This is a genomic window from Streptomyces sp. NWU339 (genome assembly GCF_003143855.1).
Lineage (GTDB): Bacteria > Actinomycetota > Actinomycetes > Streptomycetales > Streptomycetaceae > Streptomyces.
Genome location: NZ_QFRK01000009.1, coordinates 95,147 through 113,652, shown reverse-complemented (window position 1 = coordinate 113,652; position 18,506 = coordinate 95,147). Strand labels below are relative to the sequence as shown.

At 69.8% G+C, this 18,506-nt stretch carries 12 protein-coding genes; 9 read left to right on the top strand and 3 right to left on the bottom strand.

What is annotated here, in order from left to right:
• Positions 1–24: 24 nt before the first annotated feature.
• Positions 25–3,042: a family 16 glycoside hydrolase gene (locus DIZ27_RS13110; protein WP_109378550.1), complete on the bottom strand. Its 3,018-nt coding sequence runs from the start codon at positions 3,040–3,042 to the stop codon at positions 25–27.
• A 451-nt stretch (positions 3,043–3,493) separates the two neighbouring features.
• On the opposite strand from DIZ27_RS13110, the gene DIZ27_RS13105 reads away from it, so the two are divergent.
• Positions 3,494–5,422, top strand: coding sequence for a lectin (locus DIZ27_RS13105; protein WP_109378549.1), 1,929 nt, complete (start codon positions 3,494–3,496; stop codon positions 5,420–5,422).
• Between the two features lie 92 nt (positions 5,423–5,514).
• Here the strand turns inward: DIZ27_RS13105 and DIZ27_RS13100 are convergent, their stop codons facing one another.
• A complete protein-coding gene (locus tag DIZ27_RS13100; protein ID WP_109378548.1) occupies positions 5,515–6,528 on the bottom strand; it encodes a LacI family DNA-binding transcriptional regulator in 1,014 nt (337 codons plus the stop codon).
• Positions 6,529–6,828: 300 nt separating this feature from the next.
• Here DIZ27_RS13100 and DIZ27_RS13095 point away from each other — a divergent pair, with 300 nt between their 5' ends.
• From DIZ27_RS13095 to DIZ27_RS13080, 4 genes are all read left to right on the top strand, one after another.
• On the top strand, positions 6,829–8,139 hold the full coding sequence (locus DIZ27_RS13095; protein ID WP_109378547.1) for an ABC transporter substrate-binding protein: 1,311 nt from the start codon (positions 6,829–6,831) through the stop codon (positions 8,137–8,139).
• Between the two features lie 93 nt (positions 8,140–8,232).
• Positions 8,233–9,231: a carbohydrate ABC transporter permease gene (locus DIZ27_RS13090; RefSeq protein ID WP_109378546.1), complete on the top strand. Its 999-nt coding sequence runs from the start codon at positions 8,233–8,235 to the stop codon at positions 9,229–9,231.
• Positions 9,232–9,243: 12 nt separating this feature from the next.
• Positions 9,244–10,167: a carbohydrate ABC transporter permease gene (locus DIZ27_RS13085; RefSeq protein ID WP_109378545.1), complete on the top strand. Its 924-nt coding sequence runs from the start codon at positions 9,244–9,246 to the stop codon at positions 10,165–10,167.
• Between the two features lie 89 nt (positions 10,168–10,256).
• Positions 10,257–11,696, top strand: coding sequence for a GH1 family beta-glucosidase (locus tag DIZ27_RS13080; protein ID WP_109378544.1), 1,440 nt, complete (start codon positions 10,257–10,259; stop codon positions 11,694–11,696).
• A 157-nt stretch (positions 11,697–11,853) separates the two neighbouring features.
• On the opposite strand, the gene DIZ27_RS13075 is transcribed toward DIZ27_RS13080, so the two are convergent.
• Positions 11,854–12,876, bottom strand: a complete 1,023-nt coding sequence (locus DIZ27_RS13075; RefSeq protein WP_109378543.1) for a LacI family DNA-binding transcriptional regulator — start codon at positions 12,874–12,876, stop codon at positions 11,854–11,856.
• Between the two features lie 138 nt (positions 12,877–13,014).
• Here DIZ27_RS13075 and DIZ27_RS13070 point away from each other — a divergent pair, with 138 nt between their 5' ends.
• From DIZ27_RS13070 to DIZ27_RS13055, 4 genes are read left to right on the top strand one after another with little or no spacing between them, the layout of a single operon-like run.
• Positions 13,015–14,319, top strand: a complete 1,305-nt coding sequence (locus tag DIZ27_RS13070; RefSeq protein WP_109378542.1) for an ABC transporter substrate-binding protein — start codon at positions 13,015–13,017, stop codon at positions 14,317–14,319.
• 7 nt (positions 14,320–14,326) lie between these two features.
• Complete coding sequence (locus tag DIZ27_RS13065) at positions 14,327–15,283, top strand: carbohydrate ABC transporter permease (RefSeq protein WP_109378541.1); 957 nt, start codon at positions 14,327–14,329, stop codon at positions 15,281–15,283.
• Positions 15,280–16,098: a carbohydrate ABC transporter permease gene (locus DIZ27_RS13060; protein ID WP_109378540.1), complete on the top strand. Its 819-nt coding sequence runs from the start codon at positions 15,280–15,282 to the stop codon at positions 16,096–16,098. Before DIZ27_RS13065 ends, DIZ27_RS13060 begins: the two co-directional genes overlap by 4 nt.
• Positions 16,095–18,476 (top strand): beta-glucosidase, encoded by a 2,382-nt coding sequence (locus tag DIZ27_RS13055; RefSeq protein ID WP_109378539.1) that lies wholly within the window; start codon positions 16,095–16,097, stop codon positions 18,474–18,476. The genes DIZ27_RS13060 and DIZ27_RS13055 overlap by 4 nt, the downstream gene beginning before the upstream one ends.
• Positions 18,477–18,506 lie beyond the last annotated feature (30 nt).

Sequence of the window (18,506 nt, the reverse complement as noted above, 5' to 3'; positions counted from 1 at the left end):
CGCCGGCCGGCGCCGGGCCGGGCGTCAGTCCAACGGGGCCAGCGGTGTGATCCGGATGTCACGGAACCGGACCTTGTTCCCATGGTCCTGGAGCCGGACGGCTCCCGCGGCGGGCGTCTCGGCCCTGCCCGACGCCGTGGGCCCGTCCAGGACGACGTCGTCGTGGACCTTCTGCCCGTTCCACACCACCGTGGCCCGGGCATCAGCGATCTTGCGGCCGTCCTCGTCGAAGCGGGCCGCGCGGAAGACGATGTCGTAGGTCTGCCACGTCTCGGGCGCCGTGGCCGCGTTCGTGTCGGGCGCCCGTTTCATATAGAACGCCCCGGCCTCATCGGTGCCGAGCGTGGTGTCGCCGTAGGAGTCCAGGATCTGGAGCTCGTAGCGGTCCTGGAGGAAGATGCCGCTGTTGCCGCGGTCCTGCCCGGTGACATCGGGTGGAAGCAGCGGGACGCGGAACTCCACGTGCAGCGCGAAGTCCTGGTAGGCGTCCTTGGTGCGGAGGTCACCGCAGCACACCTCCATCGACTTCTCGTCGGAGAGCGGCCACCGCGGGGTTCTCCCGTCGGTGTGCTGCCACTGGGCCTGCGAACCGGCCGTGCCGTCGAAGAGGGTGACCGGGGCTCCGTGCGGATGGACGCTGATCATGTCGAGGTTGACATGGCCGGTGTCGCCCGGGTCGTACCGGTAGGCGACCGTGTTGTGTCCGGCGCGCAGGCCCAGCTTCTCGGTCCGGGTCGACCACGAGTCCCAGTCACCGGTGGAGGCGAGCTTCGTCTGCCGCACCTTCTTCCCGTTGACGTACAGGGAGAGGGACTTGGTGCCCTCGAACGGGTTGGGCCCGTTGGAGTAACGCAGGCCCACGTCGTAGGCGCCCGCCTTCGGGACCGTCACGTCGAAGGTGGTGCCGGCCTTGCCCTCCGTGGCGTAACGGTCGACGAAGCCGCTGCCGGAATGGCCGACGTGGTCGGTGTTGACGCCGGCCGTGCCCGTCAGGCGCGCCTCCTCGGCCTCGTACCGGGTGGCGGGCGGTGGCTGCTTGCCCGGCACCCGGTTGAGGGTGTACCAGGCCTCGGTGTTCCACAACTGCTCACCGGAGGCGGAGGCGAAGGGGCGCGGGGAGCGGACGTGCACCACGCGGCCCGGCTTCAGACCGTCCAGTCGGAGCTTGACGGTGCGGCCGTCCTTCGAGAGCGTCGCCGAGCGCACCGCGAGCCGCTCCTCGGCGATCTTCGGACCGCCGTAGTCCGCGGTCGGCGTGTAACGCCACTGCTCGGCGCGGTAGTGCGCGGCGAGTTCCCCGGCGGTGGCGGCGGACACCGGCTGGGTGTACGTCAGGTCGAAGCCTCCGGGCACGGCCCGCATGGTCCGGATGTCGAAGGTGTTCCCGCCGTTCGGGGTCAGCTTCTGCAGGCCGAACTTGAGTTTGCCCTCCTGGCCCCAGTTGCCGCCGGCGCCCAGGCCACCGGCGTAGATCGCGCCGTCGGGGCCCAGGGTGATGCGGTTGACGCCCGCTTCGAGCCCTTGGGTGTAGCGGAAGACGGCACCCTGGTACTGACCCTTCACCTTCTCCAGGAAGGCGCGCTGCAGGCCGCCGTAGGTGACGTCACCCAGCAGCAGCTGCCCGGCGAACGTGCCCTTCTTCAGATACAGCGGAGTGGAGGGTGAGTTGGCGATCTCGTTCTGCGGCAGCCAGAGCACCGGCTCGGTGACGGGGGAGTCGTCGAAGGGGCCGGAGGGCTCGGTGTAGTGGTTGAAGAAGCGGTCCTTCTTGATCTGGACGAGCTTCGACGAGGGAAGCCACCCGCCCTGGTTGTCGGTGGCGAAGATGCTGCCGTCGGGTCCCCAGCCGATGCCGTTGGGCGTCCGCAGCCCTCCCGCGATCGGACTGATCTTCCCCGTCCTCTTGCTGATCCTGTAGGTGGCACCCCGTCCCGGTGCCGGCTGCGGCACGGTGGTCGCGCCGCCGAGGTCGATGGCGACGGAGAGGTTCACGTAGAAGTAGCCGTCGCGGTAGAGCAGGCCGAAGGCGAACTCGTGGAAGTTGCCTCCGTACGGCCAGGTGGCGACCGTGCGGTACTCGTCGGTGACCTCGTCGCCGTCCCGGTCGACGAGCCGCGTCAGCTCGTGCTTCTGCGAGACGTACAGCGCTCCGTCGACGTACTTGATCCCCATGGGCTCGCGCAGCCCGCTCGCCACCTTGGTGACGGTGACCTCGTCGCGGCTGGTGGCGCCGGTGACGTTGTCGAGCAGGTAGACCTCTCCGGCAACGTTGTCCGAGCCGCCCCAGGTGCTGATCGCCAGCCGTCCGTCGGGCAGCCAGTCCATGCCGCTGACCTGCGGTTCGAAGCCGTCCGGACGCAGATCGGTGAGGGTCAGGTCGGGCCGTACGTCGGTGAGCGGCAGACCGTCGCCGGGGGAGTCGCCGCTCGCCTCGCATTCCTTGCGGCCCGGCGCGGTGACGCGGACGACGTCGGCGTCGGTGCTCAGCGCCTCGCGGGGCACGACCGTGAAGTCGCTCTCGCCCGGCGGCTTCCAGGCCAGTTGGAGCCGCTGCCCGCCGTCGCGTTCGAAGTGGTCGATGCGCAACGGGTGCGCACCGGCGGTGAGATGGACCGCGCCGTCCTTCGGCTCGGCGCCGTGGAGCCCGTCGTGGTCGATGACGAGGTCGCCGTCGATGACCAGCCGTGAGCCGTCGTCACTGGTCAGGCGGAACACGTACGAGCCGTCGCGCGGAACGTCGAGGTAGCCCGAGGCCTCCGCGACGAAGTGGTCGGACAGTCCGCCGAAGTCGGCCTCCGTGGACCAGTCGACCGTCGGCATCAGCTTGTCGTGGTTGGGGGTCTGACCCGGTTTCAGCGTGCACAGCTTGCTCAGGGGCGTCTGCACGTCGAACACGCGCAGAGTGACCCCGGGTTCCTGGGGCGGGATGTCCACGGGAGCGGCGGCGGCCGGCGGGGCGGAACACAGACCGGCGGTCAGGGTCCCCGCGAACAGTAAGGGGACGAAGTGTTTTCGAGCGCGGGAGAACAGACGTTGGGGCATTGGTCCTCCAGGAGGTGGGGACCGGACCGTGCCGGATCTCGCTCCGGTCTGCTGCGGTGGCGCTGCACTCGCGCGGCCAAGCTAGAGGACTTCTGCTTGACATGTCCATACTTTGTCATCGGAGAGTCCAAAGTCCGGGGCCTATGAGGACCCGGCGGTCATGTCAAGGTCCACACGGTTCCCGATGGGGGCCCGGTGCCGGAGGTTCCGCACCGCGCGCCGGATTCCGTAGACCCTTGTATTGACGGGGACATGCCTTAAGAGTTCAATCATGATTTGAGATAAGTCGTTCGGTGTATCGGCTCGCCATAACCCCCAGTTCTCGCCACGTGTCTCACGCCGTTCCCGCGGGCGGCCCCGACGCTGTCACCCCCGGCAGTGCTGCCCCGCCACGCCTTCAAGACCTGAAAGCCCTGAAGGTGCGGACACCCCCCACCGAGAGGTCGCACCCATGACTCCCCTGCACAGACGCGTCCTGTTCCGCGGCACACCGCACGCCCGTCGGCTCCCCGCGTTACTGGCCGCCGCCCTCACCCTCGCCCTCGCCCTGACCCTCGCTCCCGGCGCGGCGCCCCAGGCGGTCGCCGCGGGGGAACGGGTCGACGTATGGCTCACCACGACGTCCGACGCGGGCGGCCGCAACGTCACCCGCGGCCTGGCCGAACAGACACCAGTGAAATTCGGCCCCGCCCAGGGCGGCGCCGACCAGACGATCACCGTCGACGAGGCGACGACCTACCAGCGGTTCGAGGGCGGCGGGGCCTCGATCACCGACACCACCGCCCATCTGCTGCGCGGCGGCGCCGTCAGCGCCTCGACCCGTGACGCCGTGATGCGCAGACTGTTCTCACCGACGGACGGCATCGGACTGTCCTTCGTCCGCAACCCGATCGGCGCCTCCGACCTCTCCCGGCCGGGCCACGTCTCCCTCGACGACACCTGCTGCGACCTGTCCGACTTCGGCACCAACGGCTACGACACCAATGTCCGGCTGCTCACCGCACAGGCCCAGCAGCTCAACCCGGAACTGCGGGTCAAGGGCGTCCCCTGGAGCGCTCCCGGCTGGATGAAGGACAACGGCCGCATGGACCAGATGGGCTGGCTCAAGTGGGAGTACTACCCCCTGTACGCCCAGTACCTGGTCAAGTACATCCAGAGCTACCGGGCCGCCGGCGTGGACGTCGACTACCTGTCCGTCCAGAACGAACCGAACTGCTGCCAGGCCGGCAACCCCACGGCCATGAACTACCCCGGAATGAGCTGGAACCCGTCCGGGCTGGTCGAGTTCACCAAGAACCACGTCTACCCGGCCTTCCGTGCCGCCGGAATCAACACCAAGGTCCTCGTCCACGACTGGAACTACGGCGACTACGCGAACTTCGGCGCTCCCGTCCTCGCGGACGCCGGGGTGCGCAACGATCCGCTCTTCGGCGGCATCGCCTGGCACGGCTACGCCGGTGACCCCGCGGTGGGCAGCCAGGTGCACAACCAGTACCCGAACGTACGGCAGTTCAGCACCGAGCACTCCGGCGGCACCTGGATCGGCAACCAGCACAACGAGGACCTGGCCGACATCGTGGGCTATGCGCGCAACTGGAGCAGCAGCCTGGTCAAATGGAGCCTGGCGCTCAATCAGGACAGGGGACCGCACAACGGCGGCTGCAGCACCTGCACCGGGCTGATCACCGTGCAGGAAGGCGGCCCGCGGGCAGGACAGGTCGACTACACGATCGAGTACTACACCACCGGTCACCTGACCAAGTTCGTCAGGCACGGCGCCCACCGGATCGCCTCCACCGCCAGTGGCACGGTGCCCAACGTGGCCTGGCGCAACCCCGACGGCTCCAAGGCCCTCATCGCCCACAACGGCGGCACCTCGGCCCGCTCGGTCCGCGTCGACTGGGGCGGCCAGTCCTTCACCTACACCCTGCCCGCCCGTACCACGGCCACCTTCACCTGGTCCGGCACCCCGTCGGGCACCCCGGGCGGCAGCACCGGCACCCTCACCGGACTCGCGGGCAAGTGCCTCGACGTAGCGGGCGGGGCCACGGCCGACGGCACCGCGGTGCAGCTGTACACCTGCAACGGCACGGCGGCCCAGCGCTGGACCGTGGGCGCCGACGGCAGTGTGCGGGCGCTCGGCAAGTGCCTGGACGTGAGCGCCGCCTCCACGGCCGACGGCGCACGAGTACAGCTCTACACGTGCAACGGCAGCACGGCGCAACAGTGGTCGTACAGCGCCACGACCCACGACGTGGTCAACACCGGTGCGGACAAGTGCCTCGACGTCACCGGCAACAACTCCGCGAACGGCACCCCCGCCCAGATCTGGACCTGCACCGGCGGCGCCAACCAGAAATGGACCCTGAACACCGTCTGACACCAACCGCCGCACCCCGGGCCACCACTGAGACGCGTACTGCCCGGCGCCGAACACCGGTGCCGGGCAGTACGCGTGACGGGGCCGTGCGTCTACGACGACTCGCGCACCACCAGTTCCGTCGGCAGCGTCACCTGCTGCCGGGGTGCGCCGTGCCGGGTGATGTCGGTGAGGATCCGGGCCATGGTGCGGCCCAGTTCCTCCACCGGCTGACGCACCGTCGTCAGGGGCGGGTCGGTGTGGCGGGCGAGGACGGAGTCCTCGAAGCCGACGACGGCGACATCACCGGGTACGTGCCGTTCCTGCCGGCGCAGTTCCGCCAGGGCGCCGACCGCCATGAGGTCGGAGGCGGCGAAGACGGCGTCCAGGTCCGGGGCGCGTTCAAGAAGCGAACGCATGGCACGGCGGCCGCCCTCCTCGGTGAAGTCGCCCGCCTCCACCAGGGTTTCCCGCACGGGCACCCCCGCCTCCTCGTGGGCCGCGCGCCAGCCGCCGAGCCGGCTGCGGCCGACGTCCATGTCCAGCGGCCCGGTGATCGTGGCGATCCTGGTCCTGCCGCTGCGCAGCAGGTGCCGGACAGCCTCGGTGGCGCCTCCGGCGTTGTCGGCGTTGACGTAGCTCAGCCGCTCACCCGCGTCGCGGCGGCCGGCCAGCACGGTGGGCAGCCCCATCTCCTCCAGCATGCCCGGCAGCCGGTCCTGGGAATGGACGGAGACCAGCAGGACGCCGTCCACGCGGCGCGCCGCCACCGACTCGGTCAGCTGGTCCCGTTCGGCCTGGTCGCGGACGAGCATGAGCTGCAGCTGGGTCCGGCTCTCGGCGAGGGCGCCGCTGACGCCCCGGATCAGCGCGGCGAAGAAGGGTTCCGAACCGAGCCGGCTCTCCGATTCGGGGATCACCAGGGCCACGGCGTCGGTGCGGTTGGTCACCAGGCCGCGGGCGACCGAGTTCGGAACGTAGTTGAGCTCCTTGATCGCGGCCAGGACCCTGGACCGGGCATCGGCACTGACCAGATCCGAGCCGTTGACGACGCGGGACACCGTGGTGCGGCCCACGCCGGCCCGGGCGGCGACGGTTTTGATCGTGGGACGGCGGTTCCCGGCCATGTACTACCCCCTCGGCGGTCGCGGCCGTGCCGGCCGCGGAGGTGACCAGCGGCAATTCTTGCAGACGGCGACTCCGGCGGGGCGCGCCAGGGCCCCGGGATCGACGCTGAAAGCCGGACCACGGTGGCGAGTTGCCTTCAAGTCATTGACAGATCGGTGCGCTGCCGTGAGTCTTCGATGCGTCGGTGGGAACGTACCCACCATGAATTGGGTACGTTCCCAACCCCATTGTCGAAGCAGCTGTGGTCATCGCAGAACTCGTCACTCGGGTGCGTCAGCGCCGTGGCTAGGAGGAGATCCATGGGCAGGACCGGTTCGTTGCGTACGAGAGCGGTGGCGGCGGTCGCGGTCGCCGGCGCGCTGACGCTCGTCGTCGGCTGCAGCGGCGGTGACGACTCCGCCACGGGCGGTGGCAAACAGGACGGCAAGGTCGTCATCACCATGGGCCTGTACGGCGTGATGGGCATCAAGGAGACGGGCCTTCTCGAGCAGTACGAGAAGGAGAACCCCGATGTCGACATCAAGGCCGAGATCGCCGGCGACGAACAGACGTACTACACCGCGCTGCAGACCCGGCTCGCGGCCGGCAAGGGCCTGAAGGACATCCAGGGCATCGAGATCGGGCGGGCCAAGGAGATCACCGAGACCCAGGCGGACAGGTTCGCGGACTTCTCCGACGTACCGGGCGGCGACCACTTCCTGCCGTGGAAGGAGTCCCAGATCAGCACCGAGGACGGCAAGGTGCTGGGGCTGGGCACCGACATCGGCCCGATGGCCGTCTGCTACCGCAAGGACTACTTCGAGAAGGCCGGTCTGCCCACCGACCGCGAGGAGGTCGCCGAGCTGTGGGAGGGCGACTGGAAGAAGTACGTCGAGGTCGGCCGCACCTTCAAGAAGGACTTCAAGGGCGACGACGTGGCCTACATGGACGCGGCCAGCGGCCTGTTCAACGCCATGGTCTACGGCTATTCCGAGCAGTACTACGACGACAAGGGCGAGTTGATCTACGACAAGAACCCGGCCGTCAAGGAGGCGTGGAACCTGGCCGCCGACGCCGCGGAGGACGGCCTGACGGCCAAGCTCCGCCAGTTCCAGCCGGGTTGGGACCCGGGTCTGGCCAACGGCACGTTCGCCACCGCCGTGTGCCCGGCGTGGATGCTCAGCCACATCAGCGAGAAGGCCGGCGAGGCGAACAAGGGAAAGTGGGACGTCGCCAAGGCCCCCAAAGGCGCCAACTGGGGCGGGTCCTTCCTCGGCGTGGTCGAGCAGAGCCCGGTGAAGGAGGAGGCCAAGAAGCTCGTCGCCTGGCTGACCGCGCCGGAGCAGCAGGCCCACATCTTCGAGAAGATCGGCAACATTCCGTCCTCGCGGGAGGCGCTGGAGAGCGACGAGGTGAAGAACGCCGAGTCGGAGTACTTCAGCGACGCGCCGATCGGCCGGATCTTCGGTGCCGCCGCCCAGGAGATCCCGGACAAGCAGGTCCTGGGCCGCAAGGACGGCACGATCAAGGACACCTTCTCCCAGGGCCTGACTCTGATCGAGCAGCAGGGCACCCCGCGGGACGAGGCGTGGAAGACCACCGCGGAGCGCATCGAGAAGGCGGTCGGCTGACCGCTCGCCCCCGCGGTCGTCCGGGCCCGCCCGCACCCCGCAGGCGGGCCCGGGGCCGGCTCACACATTCTGTTCCCAGGAAGGAAAAGTCGGGTGGCCATCTCCACCACCAAGGCCCTGGAAGGCGGGGAGCCCTCGGGCCCGCCGCCGACGCCGGACGGCGAGAGCGGCGCCGCCCGGCGGCGCGGCGCGCTGCTGCACCGACTGGACGTCAAGGGCGCGCCGTTCGCGTTCGTCGCACCGTTCTTCGTCGTCTTCGCCGCGTTCAGTTTCTATCCCCTCGTCTACACCTCGTGGATCTCCCTGCACGACGTGGAACTGGCCACCCTTGATGTCATGGAGTGGGTGGCGTTCGACAACTACGTCGAGCTCTGGGGCGATTCACGGTTCTGGAACGCGCTGCGGAACACCATCACCATCGGCGTCATCTCCACGGTGCCGCAGCTGCTGATGGCCCTCGGCCTGGCGCACCTCCTCAACTACCGCATGCGCGCCTCGCTGTTCTTCCGCGTGGCCTCGCTGGTCCCGTACGCCACCTCGGTCGCCGCCGCCGCCCTCGTGTTCACCATGATCTTCGAACGCGACTTCGGCATGATCAACTGGGCGCTCGGCGCGGTCGGCATCGACCCGGTGGACTGGGAGGCCGACAAGTGGCCCGCCCAGGTCGCGATCTCCACCATCGTCATCTGGCGCTGGACCGGCTACAACGCGCTGCTCTACCTGGCCGCCATGCAGGCCGTCCCCGCCGAGCGCTACGAGGCGGCCGCGATCGACGGCGCCTCGCGGTGGAAGCAGTTCACCCACGTCACCGTTCCGGGCATCCGCTCCACCATCGTCTTCACGATCGTGCTCTCCACGATCGGCGCCACCCAGCTGTTCGGTGAGCCGCTGATCTTCGGTCAGGGACCCAACGGCGTCACCGGCGGGGCGGACAACCAGTACCAGACGCTGGGCCTGCTGCTGTACGAGGAGGGCTGGAAGAACTACCAGATGGGCCGCTCGGCGACCGTCGCCTGGGCGATGTTCCTGCTGCTCGTCCTCGTCTTCGTGGCGCAGCGCCTGATCAAGCGCCTGCGTTCCCGTACGCCCTGACCTGGAGTCGTCATGACCATCCACAGCCTCCCGGCCCGGACGGACACCCCGGACCGGACTCCCGCCGGGAAACCGGTCCGCCGCGGCGGCCGACGGCTGCTGCGCGAGCGCGCCGGGCGCCAGCACCATGCGGGCCCGCTCGCCTACGTCCTGCTCGCCGTCATGGCGGTGCTGTCGATCTTCCCGCTGTACTGGACGATGGTGGCGGCCTCCACCGACAACACCCGGGTCAGCCAGACACCACCGCCCTTCCTGCCGGGCCCGAACCTGTTCAGCAACCTCGCCCGGGCCTGGGACGAGGCGGCGATGGGCAAGGCCATGGTCAACAGCCTGATCGTGGCCGGGGTGATCGCCCTGTCCACGGTGATGTTCGCGACCCTGGCCGGCTTCGCCTTCGCCAAGCTGCGGTTCAAGGGGCGCAACGCCCTGCTCATGCTGGTGATCGGCACCATGCTGGTGCCGCCGCAGCTCGGCGTCGTACCGCTGTTCATGCTGATGTCCGAGCTGGGCTGGTCGCAGCAGCTGCCCGCCGTCATCTTCCCCACGCTGGTGAGCGCGGTCGGCGTCTTCTTCATGAGGCAGTACCTCTCGGAGGCGCTGCCCGACGAACTCGTCGAGGCCGGACGCGTGGACGGGGCGCACTCGCTGCGGATCTTCTGGAGCATCGTGCTGCCCGTCGCCCGGCCCGCGATGGCCGTCCTGTTCATGATCACGTTCGTGCACGCGTGGAACGACTTCTTCTGGCCGTTCGTGGTGCTCGACATGACCAACCCGACGGTTCCCGTCGCCCTCACCCAGCTCAGCGCGGGCTATGTCCGCGACCAGTCGCTGATCATGGCGGGCGCGTTGCTCGGCACGCTGCCGCTGCTGGCGATGTTCGTCGTCTTCGGCCGCCAGATCGTCAGCGGCATCATGGCGGGCGCCGTCAAGGGCTGACCCGCCACGCCCGGACCGGCCGAGGGCCGCCGGCCCGCACACCACCCCCGGACCTTCGCGCGCCCACCCCACCACTCGAAAGGACTCACGTGGTCACCGCAGCACAGCAGACCGCGTCCGCCCCGGACGCCGCCCGCACATTCCCCAAGGGGTTCATCTGGGGTTCCGCGACCGCCTCCTACCAGATCGAGGGCGCCGCCGCCGAGGACGGCCGTACCCCGTCCATCTGGGACACCTACGCCCGCACCCCCGGCCGGGTCCGCAACGGCGACACCGGCGACATCGCCACCGACCACTACCACCGCCGGCGCGAGGACGTCGCCCTCATGGCCGAACTCGGCCTGGGTGCCTACCGCTTCTCCCTGGCCTGGCCCCGGATCCAGCCCACCGGACGCGGTCCCGCCGTCCAGAAGGGCCTGGACTTCTACCGGCGCCTCGTCGACGACCTGCTGGACCGGGGCATCCAGCCCGTCGCCACCCTCTACCACTGGGACCTGCCGCAGGAGTTGGAGGACGCCGGAGGCTGGCCCGAGCGCGCCACGGCCGAGCGGTTCGCCGAGTACGCCGCCCTCGCCGCGGACGCCCTCGGCGACCGGGTGAAGACCTGGACCACCCTCAACGAGCCCTGGTGCAGCGCCTTCCTCGGCTACGGCTCCGGAGTGCACGCCCCCGGCCGCACCGACCCGGTCGACGCCCTGCGCGCCGCCCACCACCTCAACCTGGCCCACGGCCTGGCCGTCCAGGCGCTGCGCGAACGCGTCGCCGCCGACGCCCGGTGCTCGGTCACGCTCAACATCCACCACGTCCGCCCGCTCACCGGCAGCGAGGCCGACGCCGACGCGGTCCGCCGGATCGACGCGCTCGCCAACCGGGCCTTCACCGGCCCGATGCTGCGGGGCGCCTACCCGGAGGACCTGCTCAAGGACACCACGGCACTGACCGACTGGTCCTTCGTGAAGGACGGCGACCTCCGGCAGATCCACCAGCCGCTGGACCTCCTCGGCGTCAACTACTACACGCCCACCCTGGTCTCCGAGGCCGACGGCAGCGGCACCCACACCTCCGACGGACACGGCAACAGCGCCCACAGTCCCTGGCCGGGCGCCGACCGGGTCGCCTTCCACCAGCCGCCCGGCGACACCACCGCCATGGGCTGGGCCGTCGACCCCACCGGCCTGTACGACCTGCTGCGCCGGCTGGCGTCCGACTTCCCGAAGCTGCCGCTGGTCATCACCGAGAACGGCGCGGCGTTCGACGACTACGCCGACCCCGCGGGACAGGTCAACGACCCCGACCGGATCGCCTACCTGCGCGGCCACCTGGCCGCCGTCCACCGGGCCATCACCGACGGCGCGGACGTGCGCGGCTACTTCCTGTGGTCGCTGCTGGACAACTTCGAGTGGGCCCACGGCTACGGCAGGCGTTTCGGCGCGGTCTACGTGGACTACCCGACCGGCACCCGCATCCCCAAGGCCAGCGCCCGCTGGTACTCCGAGGTGGCCCGCAGCGGGGTCCTGCCCGGCGCCTGACCGGACCCGGAGGCGCCGCCGGAACCGGGGGGCCGGTCCACACACCGGTCCCCCCTCGCTCCGGCCATCAGGGTTGAGGGCGTGGAAAGCGGCCGATACGTCGCCGCAACACTTCTTCGGGAAACCCGAAACATTCGAATTTTCCTTGCGAGCCCCTTCACGTCTCCCTGGGCGGAGCCGTGCTCTGCCGTACCACCAGGTGCGTCGCCAGCTCTATGCGCTGGGTGGCCGTGCCGGGGTCGTCCGGGCGGAGCAGCATCCGGGCGGCCTCCTCGGCCATGCGCTGCAGCGGCTGGTGGACCGTGGTGAGCGGCGGACTCGACCACTGCGCCGGCGGTACGTCGTCGTAGCCGACCACCGACAGGTCCTCGGGTACGCGCAGGCCCTTGACCCGCGCCGCCTCCAGCACGCCCAGCGCCTGGAGGTCGCTGCCCGCGAAGATCGCCGTCGGCCGGTCGGGCCCCTCCAGCAGGTCCATGGCGTGCTCGAAGCCGCCCTGTACGTGGAAGTCGCCGAATCGCATCAGACTCGGGTCGGTCTCCAGACCCGCCATCGCCATGGCCGAGCGGTAGCCGTCGAGCCGGGCCAGCGAGCACAGCATGTCCTCGGGGCCGGTGATGATCGCGACCCGCTCGTGACCGAGGTCGGTCAGATGGCGGGTGGCGGCGAGGCCGCCGGCCCAGTTGGCGGAGCCGACCGAGGGCACGTCCGGGTCGGGGTCGCCCGCCGGGTCGATGACGACGAAGGGGATGGCCGCCGCCCTGAGCCGGCGCTTGACGTCCTCGGGGAGTGCGGAGAAGACCAGGACGACGCCCAGCGGCCTGCGTCGCAGCACACCCGGGAGCCATTCCGGCGCGGGCGTGTGCCGGGTGCCGCTCTCGGTGAGCGCCACCGTCGCGCGGTTCTCCCTGGCGACGTTCTCCACGCCCCTGATCAGCTCCATCGACCAGATGCTGTCCAGTTCGTGGAAGACGAGCTCGATGAGCGGGGAGCGGGACGTCGGCTGCCCGCGCCGGCGGTAGCCGTGGTCCTCCAGGAGCTGCTCCACCTTGGCTCGCGTCGCGCGGGAGACATCCGAACGGCCGTTGAGGACCTTCGAAACTGTCGGCATCGAAACGCCGGCCTCTTTCGCGACCGTGGCCAGGGTGACTCTGCCGCTCGCCTCGTCTTCATGGTGCATACATGCAGGATAGGTCACCGCGCCTCGATAACGGTTTGGGTGAGTACCGGCTCGACCGTTGACCGAACCCCCAGCCTGACCTACTGTCCCACGGCATGGACTTTCGGTGAGGAAGCCGAAACTTTCGAAAGGCGAACGATGAAGACACGTGCGCGCTTGCCCAGACTGGTCGCCTGCGGTGCGACGCTCGCCCTGGCACTGAGCCTCTCGGCCTGCGGTGACGGGAACGGCGGGGCGTCGCAGGACGACGGCAAGATCCATGTCCTGGTCTACGGGGACGCCACCAACAAGGTCGAGAAACGGATCGTCGACACGTTCAACAAGACGTCCGACGTCAAGGTCGTCCTCGACACCATCCCCGGTGCGGACTACCAGAAGAAGCTTCAGACGATCATCAGCACCCCGCAGGCCCCGGACGTCTTCTTCAACTGGGGCGGCGGCAGCATCAAGCCGTTCGTCAAGGCCGACCTGCTGTTGCCGCTGGACGACTTCATCAAGAAGAACCCGGACCTGGAGAACAAGTTCCTGCCGTCCGTCTTCAACAACGCCGTCGTCGACGGTCAGCCGTACGGCATACCGATGCGTGGCACCCAGCCGGTCCTGCTCTTCCACAACAAGAAGGTCCTCGACAAGGCGGGCGTCAAGCCGCCGAAGAACTGGGACGAACTGCTCGACGCGGTCGGGAAGCTCAAGGACCAGGGCGTCACGCCGATCGCGCTCGGCGGCGGCGACGTCTGGCCGACGCAGATGTGGTTCCAGTACCTCTTCGACCGCGTGGCCGGCCCCGGGCTGTTCGAGAAGGCCGTCGGGGGCGACAAGAGTGCCTGGGAGAGCGCGGACGGCAAGAAGGCCCTGGGCATGATCAGGGAGCTCGTCGACGCGGGCGCCTTCGGCAAGAACTACGACTCCGTCAAGTACACCAACGGGGGCTCGGTCCAGTTGGTGGCCTCCGGCAAGGCCGGCTTCGAGCTGATGGGCTCCTGGTACTACTCCCAGCAGCTGACGGACCACAAGGCGTTCGCCGAGAAGGACCTCGGCTACACCGCCTTCCCGACCGTCGAGGGCGGCAAGGGCGATCCGGCCAACGTCGCCGGAAACACCAACAACTACTACTCGGTGATGAAGAAGACCAAGCACCCCGAGGCCGTCGCCGAGTTCCTGAAGCTCATGTACTCCGACGAGTTCGTCAAGGCGCAGCTGGACATCGGCAACCTGCCGACCACGACCAACACCGACCAGTTCATCGATTCCTCGGCCACCCCCGAGTACTCGCGCTTCCAGTACGACCTGGTCGCCGACGCCCCGTCGTTCCAGCTGTCCTGGGACCAGGCGTACCCGCAGAAGTCGGCCTCGGACATGCACAAGGCCGTCCAGCAGTTCTTCAACGGACAGCTCGACGCGGACGGCTTCATCAAGGCCATGCAGGCCCTCCCCACCGAATGAACGGCTCATGACCACTCAGATCACGAGCGCTCAGCCCGCCGCCGGACCCCGCAAGGGGTCCCGGCGGCGGCCGTCCGCCTCGTCCGCAACGACGGTGGGCCGCCCCGGCTTCTCCTGGGCGCTGCCCGCCGCAGTGTTCTTCACCCTCTTCGCGATCGTCCCGCTGATCATGGTGGCCGTGCTGTCCTTCATGAGCTGGGACGGGATCGGCTCGCCCGAGTTCGTCGGCACGGACAACTGGTCGCGCCTGATGGACGACCCGGTGATGTTCAAGAGCATCTGGCTGACCCTGCTGCTGACCGTGCTCGGCGTGGTCCTCCAGACCCCGCTGAGCATCATGCTCGGCGTCTGGGCCGCCGGACACCAGCGCAACCGGGCCGTGCTGTCCGTCATCTACTTCATCCCGCTGCTGCTGTCCGCCACGGCCGTCTCCGTGCTCTGGCGGGCGCTGCTCGACCCCAACTTCGGCATCCCCGCCGACGCCACCTGGCTGTTCGGCGACGGCAACCTCTTCGGTGAACAGGCCACCGCCATCGGGGTGCTCGCGTTCGTCAGCACCTGGCAGTTCACCCCCTTCCACACGCTGATCTACCAGGGCGCCGCCCGCGCGATCCCCCAGGTGCTCTACCAGGCCGCGGAGATCGACGGGGCGGGCCGCTACCGGCAGTTCTTCCACATCACCCTGCCGCAGCTGCGCAACGCGATGATCACCTCGATGATCCTGATGATCGTCGGCGGCCTGACCACCTTCGAGACGGTCCTCATCCTGACCCAGGGCGGACCCGGCACCGACACCACCATCAGCGCCTACTACATGTACGACAAGGCGTTCAAGAGCTTCGACTACGGAACCGGCTCCGCGATCGCCCTGGTCCTGGTCGTCGCGGCCACGATCATCTCGCTGATCGTCGTCCGGGTCTCCGGCTACGACAAGATGCGCAGCACCATGGAGGGTTCGTCATGAGGCGCCGCCCCAACTACCTGGCCGGCGCCGGCTCGCTCCTCTGGCTCTTCCTGGTCGGCCTGCCGCTGTACGTGCTGCTCGCCGCGACGCTGCGCACCCGCCAGGACTACGCCGAGAACGGCCCGGTCTCCCTCCCGGACAGCTTCACCCTGGACAACTACACCGGCGCCTTCACATCGGGCTTCGACCAGTACTTCTTCAACACGCTCGTCGTCACCGCTTGTGTGATCGGCATCGTGCTGCTGCTGGTCCCGCCGCTCGCCTACGCGATCGTCCGCAGCCGCGGGCGGACCACGTCGGCGATCTTCCGGCTGTTCCTGCTCGGCCTCGCCGTCCCCGCCCAGGCCGTCATCGTGCCGATGTTCTACCTGATCAGCGAGGCCGGGCTGTACGACAACCTGCTGGGCGTCATCCTGCCCACGGCCGCGTTCTGCCTGCCCATGTCGGCGCTGATCCTCAGCGGCGCCATGCGCGACATCTCCCCGGAGTTGTACGAGGCCATGGCCATGGACGGCGCCACCCCGCGGCGCATGTTCTTCCAGCTCGTCCTGCCACTGTCCCGCGGCGGACTGTCCACCATCGTGGTCTTCTCCGCACTCCAGGCCTGGAACGGCTTCCTGTTCCCGCTCGTCCTGACCCAGTCCGACTCCTCCAAGGTCGTCACCCTGGGTCTGTACAACTTCCAGACCGAACACGGCATCGACATCCCCGGTCTGCTGGGAGCCGTGGTGCTGTCCATGGTGCCCATCCTGCTCGTCTACCTGTTCGCCCGTCGCGCCCTGGTCCAGGGCCTGATGGGTGTCGGAGGAAAGTGACTGCCGACGTGGCCGTAGAGACCACCCCCGAAATCCCCCTCTGGAACGACCCCGACCTCCCCGTCGCCGCCAGAGTCGACGCACTCGTCGGCGCGATGACCCTGGACGAGAAGATCGCCCAGCTGTACGGCGTATGGGTCGGCGCGTCCGCCAACGGCGGCGAAGTGGCCCCCCACCAGCACGACATGGAGGAGGCCGTCGACCTCGACGCCCTGCTGCCCGCCGGACTGGGCCAGTTGACCCGCCCCTTCGGCACCGCCCCCGTCGACCCGGCGCTCGGCGCGCTCTCCCTGCTGCGCACCCAGTGCCGGATCACCTCGGCGAACCGCTTCGGCATCCCCGCCGTCGCGCACGAGGAGTGCCTGGCCGGCTTCGCCGCCTGGGGCGCCACCGCCTACCCCGTCCCGCTGTCCTGGGGCGCCACCTTCGACCCCGATGCCGTACGCCGGATGGCCGGCGCCATCGGCCGCGACATGCGCTCCGTCGGCATCCACCAGGGCCTCGCCCCCGTACTCGACGTGGTCCGCGACGCCCGCTGGGGCCGGGTCGAGGAGACCATCGGCGAGGACCCCTACCTCGTCGGCACCATCGGCACCGCGTACGTCCAGGGTCTGGAGTCCGCCGGGATCGTCGCCACCCTCAAGCACTTCGTCGGCTACTCGGCCTCCCGCGCCGGACGCAACCTCGCCCCCTCGCCCATGGGCGCCCGCGAACGGGCCGACGTCCTGCTCCCGCCCTTCGAGATGGCGATCCGCGAGGGCGGCGCCCGCTCGGTCATGCACTCCTACACGGACACCGACGGCATCCCCGCCGCCGCCGACGAGAGCCTGCTGACCGGACTGCTCCGCGACACCTGGGGCTTCGACGGCACCGTCGTCGCCGACTACTTCGGCATCGCCTTCCTCAAGACCCTGCACGGCATCGCCGGCGACTGGGCGGAGGCCGCGGGCGCCGCGCTGAAGGCCGGCGTCGACATCGAACTGCCCACCGTCAAGACGTTCGGCGCGCCGCTCGCCGAAGCCGTCGCCGACGGCCGCGTCCCGGAGGAGGTCATCGACCGCGCCCTGCGCCGCGTCCTCTCCCAGAAGGCGGTGCTCGGCCTGCTCGACCCGGACTGGAACCCGGTGCCACCCGCCCTCGACGGCGCCGACCCGGACGACCCCGACGCCCTGCGCGGCACGATCGACCTGGACGGTCCCGAGAACCGCGAACTGGCCCGCGAGATCGCCGAGAAGGCGGTCGTCCTCCTCACCAACGACGGCACCCTGCCCCTCATCCGGCCCCGCCGCATCGCCCTGGTCGGCCCCAACGCCGCCGAGGGCACCGCCGTACTGGGCTGCTACTCCTTCCCCCAGCACGTGGGCGTGCAGCACCCGGACGTCCCGGTCGGGATCGACCTGCCCACCCTGCACGACACCCTGACCGCCGAGTTCCCCGACGCCGACATCACGGTCGCCTGCGGCACCGGCGTCGACGACGGCGATCTCTCCGGCATCGGTGAGGCGGTGGACGCGGCCCGCGAGGCGGACCTCGTCATCGCCGTCCTCGGCGACCGCGCGGGCCTGTTCGGCCGCGGCACCAGCGGCGAGGGCTGCGACGCCGAGTCCCTCGCCCTGCCCGGCGCCCAGCAGCACTTGCTCGACGCGCTGCTCGACTCCGGCACGCCGGTGGTGACCGTCCTGCTCGCCGGGCGGCCCTACGCGCTCGGCCGCGCCGCCGCCGAGTCCGCGGCGATCGTGCAGTCCTTCTTCCCCGGGGTCGCCGGCACCCAGGCGATCGCCGGGGTGCTGAGCGGCCGCACCAACCCCTCCGGACGGCTCCCGGTCAGCGTGCCGCGCGGTCCGGGCGCCCAGCCGACCACCTACCTCGGCGCCCGCCTCGCCCAGCTCAGCGAGGTGTCCAACATCGACCCGACCCCGGCGTTCGGCTTCGGCCACGGCCTGACGTACACGAGTTTCGCCTGGAGCGACCTCACCGTGGACGCGCGTGAGGCCCCCACGGACGGCGAGTTCTCCCTCGCCCTCACCGTCCGCAACACCGGCGAACGGTCCGGCACCGAGGTCGTCCAGCTCTACCTGCACGACCCGGTCGCCTCCGTCGTCCAGCCGGTGCAGCGCCTCGTCGGCTACACCCGGGTCCCGCTGGAGCCCGGTGAGGCCCGCCGGGTCCGCGTCACGGTCCCCTCCGACGTGGCCTCCTTCACCGGCCGCGACGGCCGCCGAGTCGTCGAACCCGGCGACCTGGAACTCCGCCTGGCCGCCTCCAGTACCGACTCCCGCCTGACGGCGACGGTCACCCTGACCGGCCCGGAACGCCGGGTCGACCACACCCGCCGCTTCCACGCGGCCTTCACCCAGGACCCGGCCCCGGAAGGGTGAGCCGGACCTGACACGACCCGGCCGGCCCGG

Bases quoted from the DNA above. Each gene is read 5' to 3' on its own strand.
- DIZ27_RS13110 (WP_109378550.1), bottom strand. From the start codon at position 3,042: ATGCCCCAACGTCTGTTCTCCCGCGCTCGAAAACACTTCGTCCCCTTA.
- DIZ27_RS13105 (WP_109378549.1), top strand. From the start codon at position 3,494: ATGACTCCCCTGCACAGACGCGTCCTGTTCCGCGGCACACCGCACGCC.
- DIZ27_RS13100 (WP_109378548.1), bottom strand. From the start codon at position 6,528: ATGGCCGGGAACCGCCGTCCCACGATCAAAACCGTCGCCGCCCGGGCC.
- DIZ27_RS13095 (WP_109378547.1), top strand. From the start codon at position 6,829: ATGGGCAGGACCGGTTCGTTGCGTACGAGAGCGGTGGCGGCGGTCGCG.
- DIZ27_RS13085 (WP_109378545.1), top strand. From the start codon at position 9,244: ATGACCATCCACAGCCTCCCGGCCCGGACGGACACCCCGGACCGGACT.
- DIZ27_RS13075 (WP_109378543.1), bottom strand. From the start codon at position 12,876: ATGCACCATGAAGACGAGGCGAGCGGCAGAGTCACCCTGGCCACGGTC.
- DIZ27_RS13070 (WP_109378542.1), top strand. From the start codon at position 13,015: ATGAAGACACGTGCGCGCTTGCCCAGACTGGTCGCCTGCGGTGCGACG.
- DIZ27_RS13065 (WP_109378541.1), top strand. From the start codon at position 14,327: ATGACCACTCAGATCACGAGCGCTCAGCCCGCCGCCGGACCCCGCAAG.
- DIZ27_RS13060 (WP_109378540.1), top strand. From the start codon at position 15,280: ATGAGGCGCCGCCCCAACTACCTGGCCGGCGCCGGCTCGCTCCTCTGG.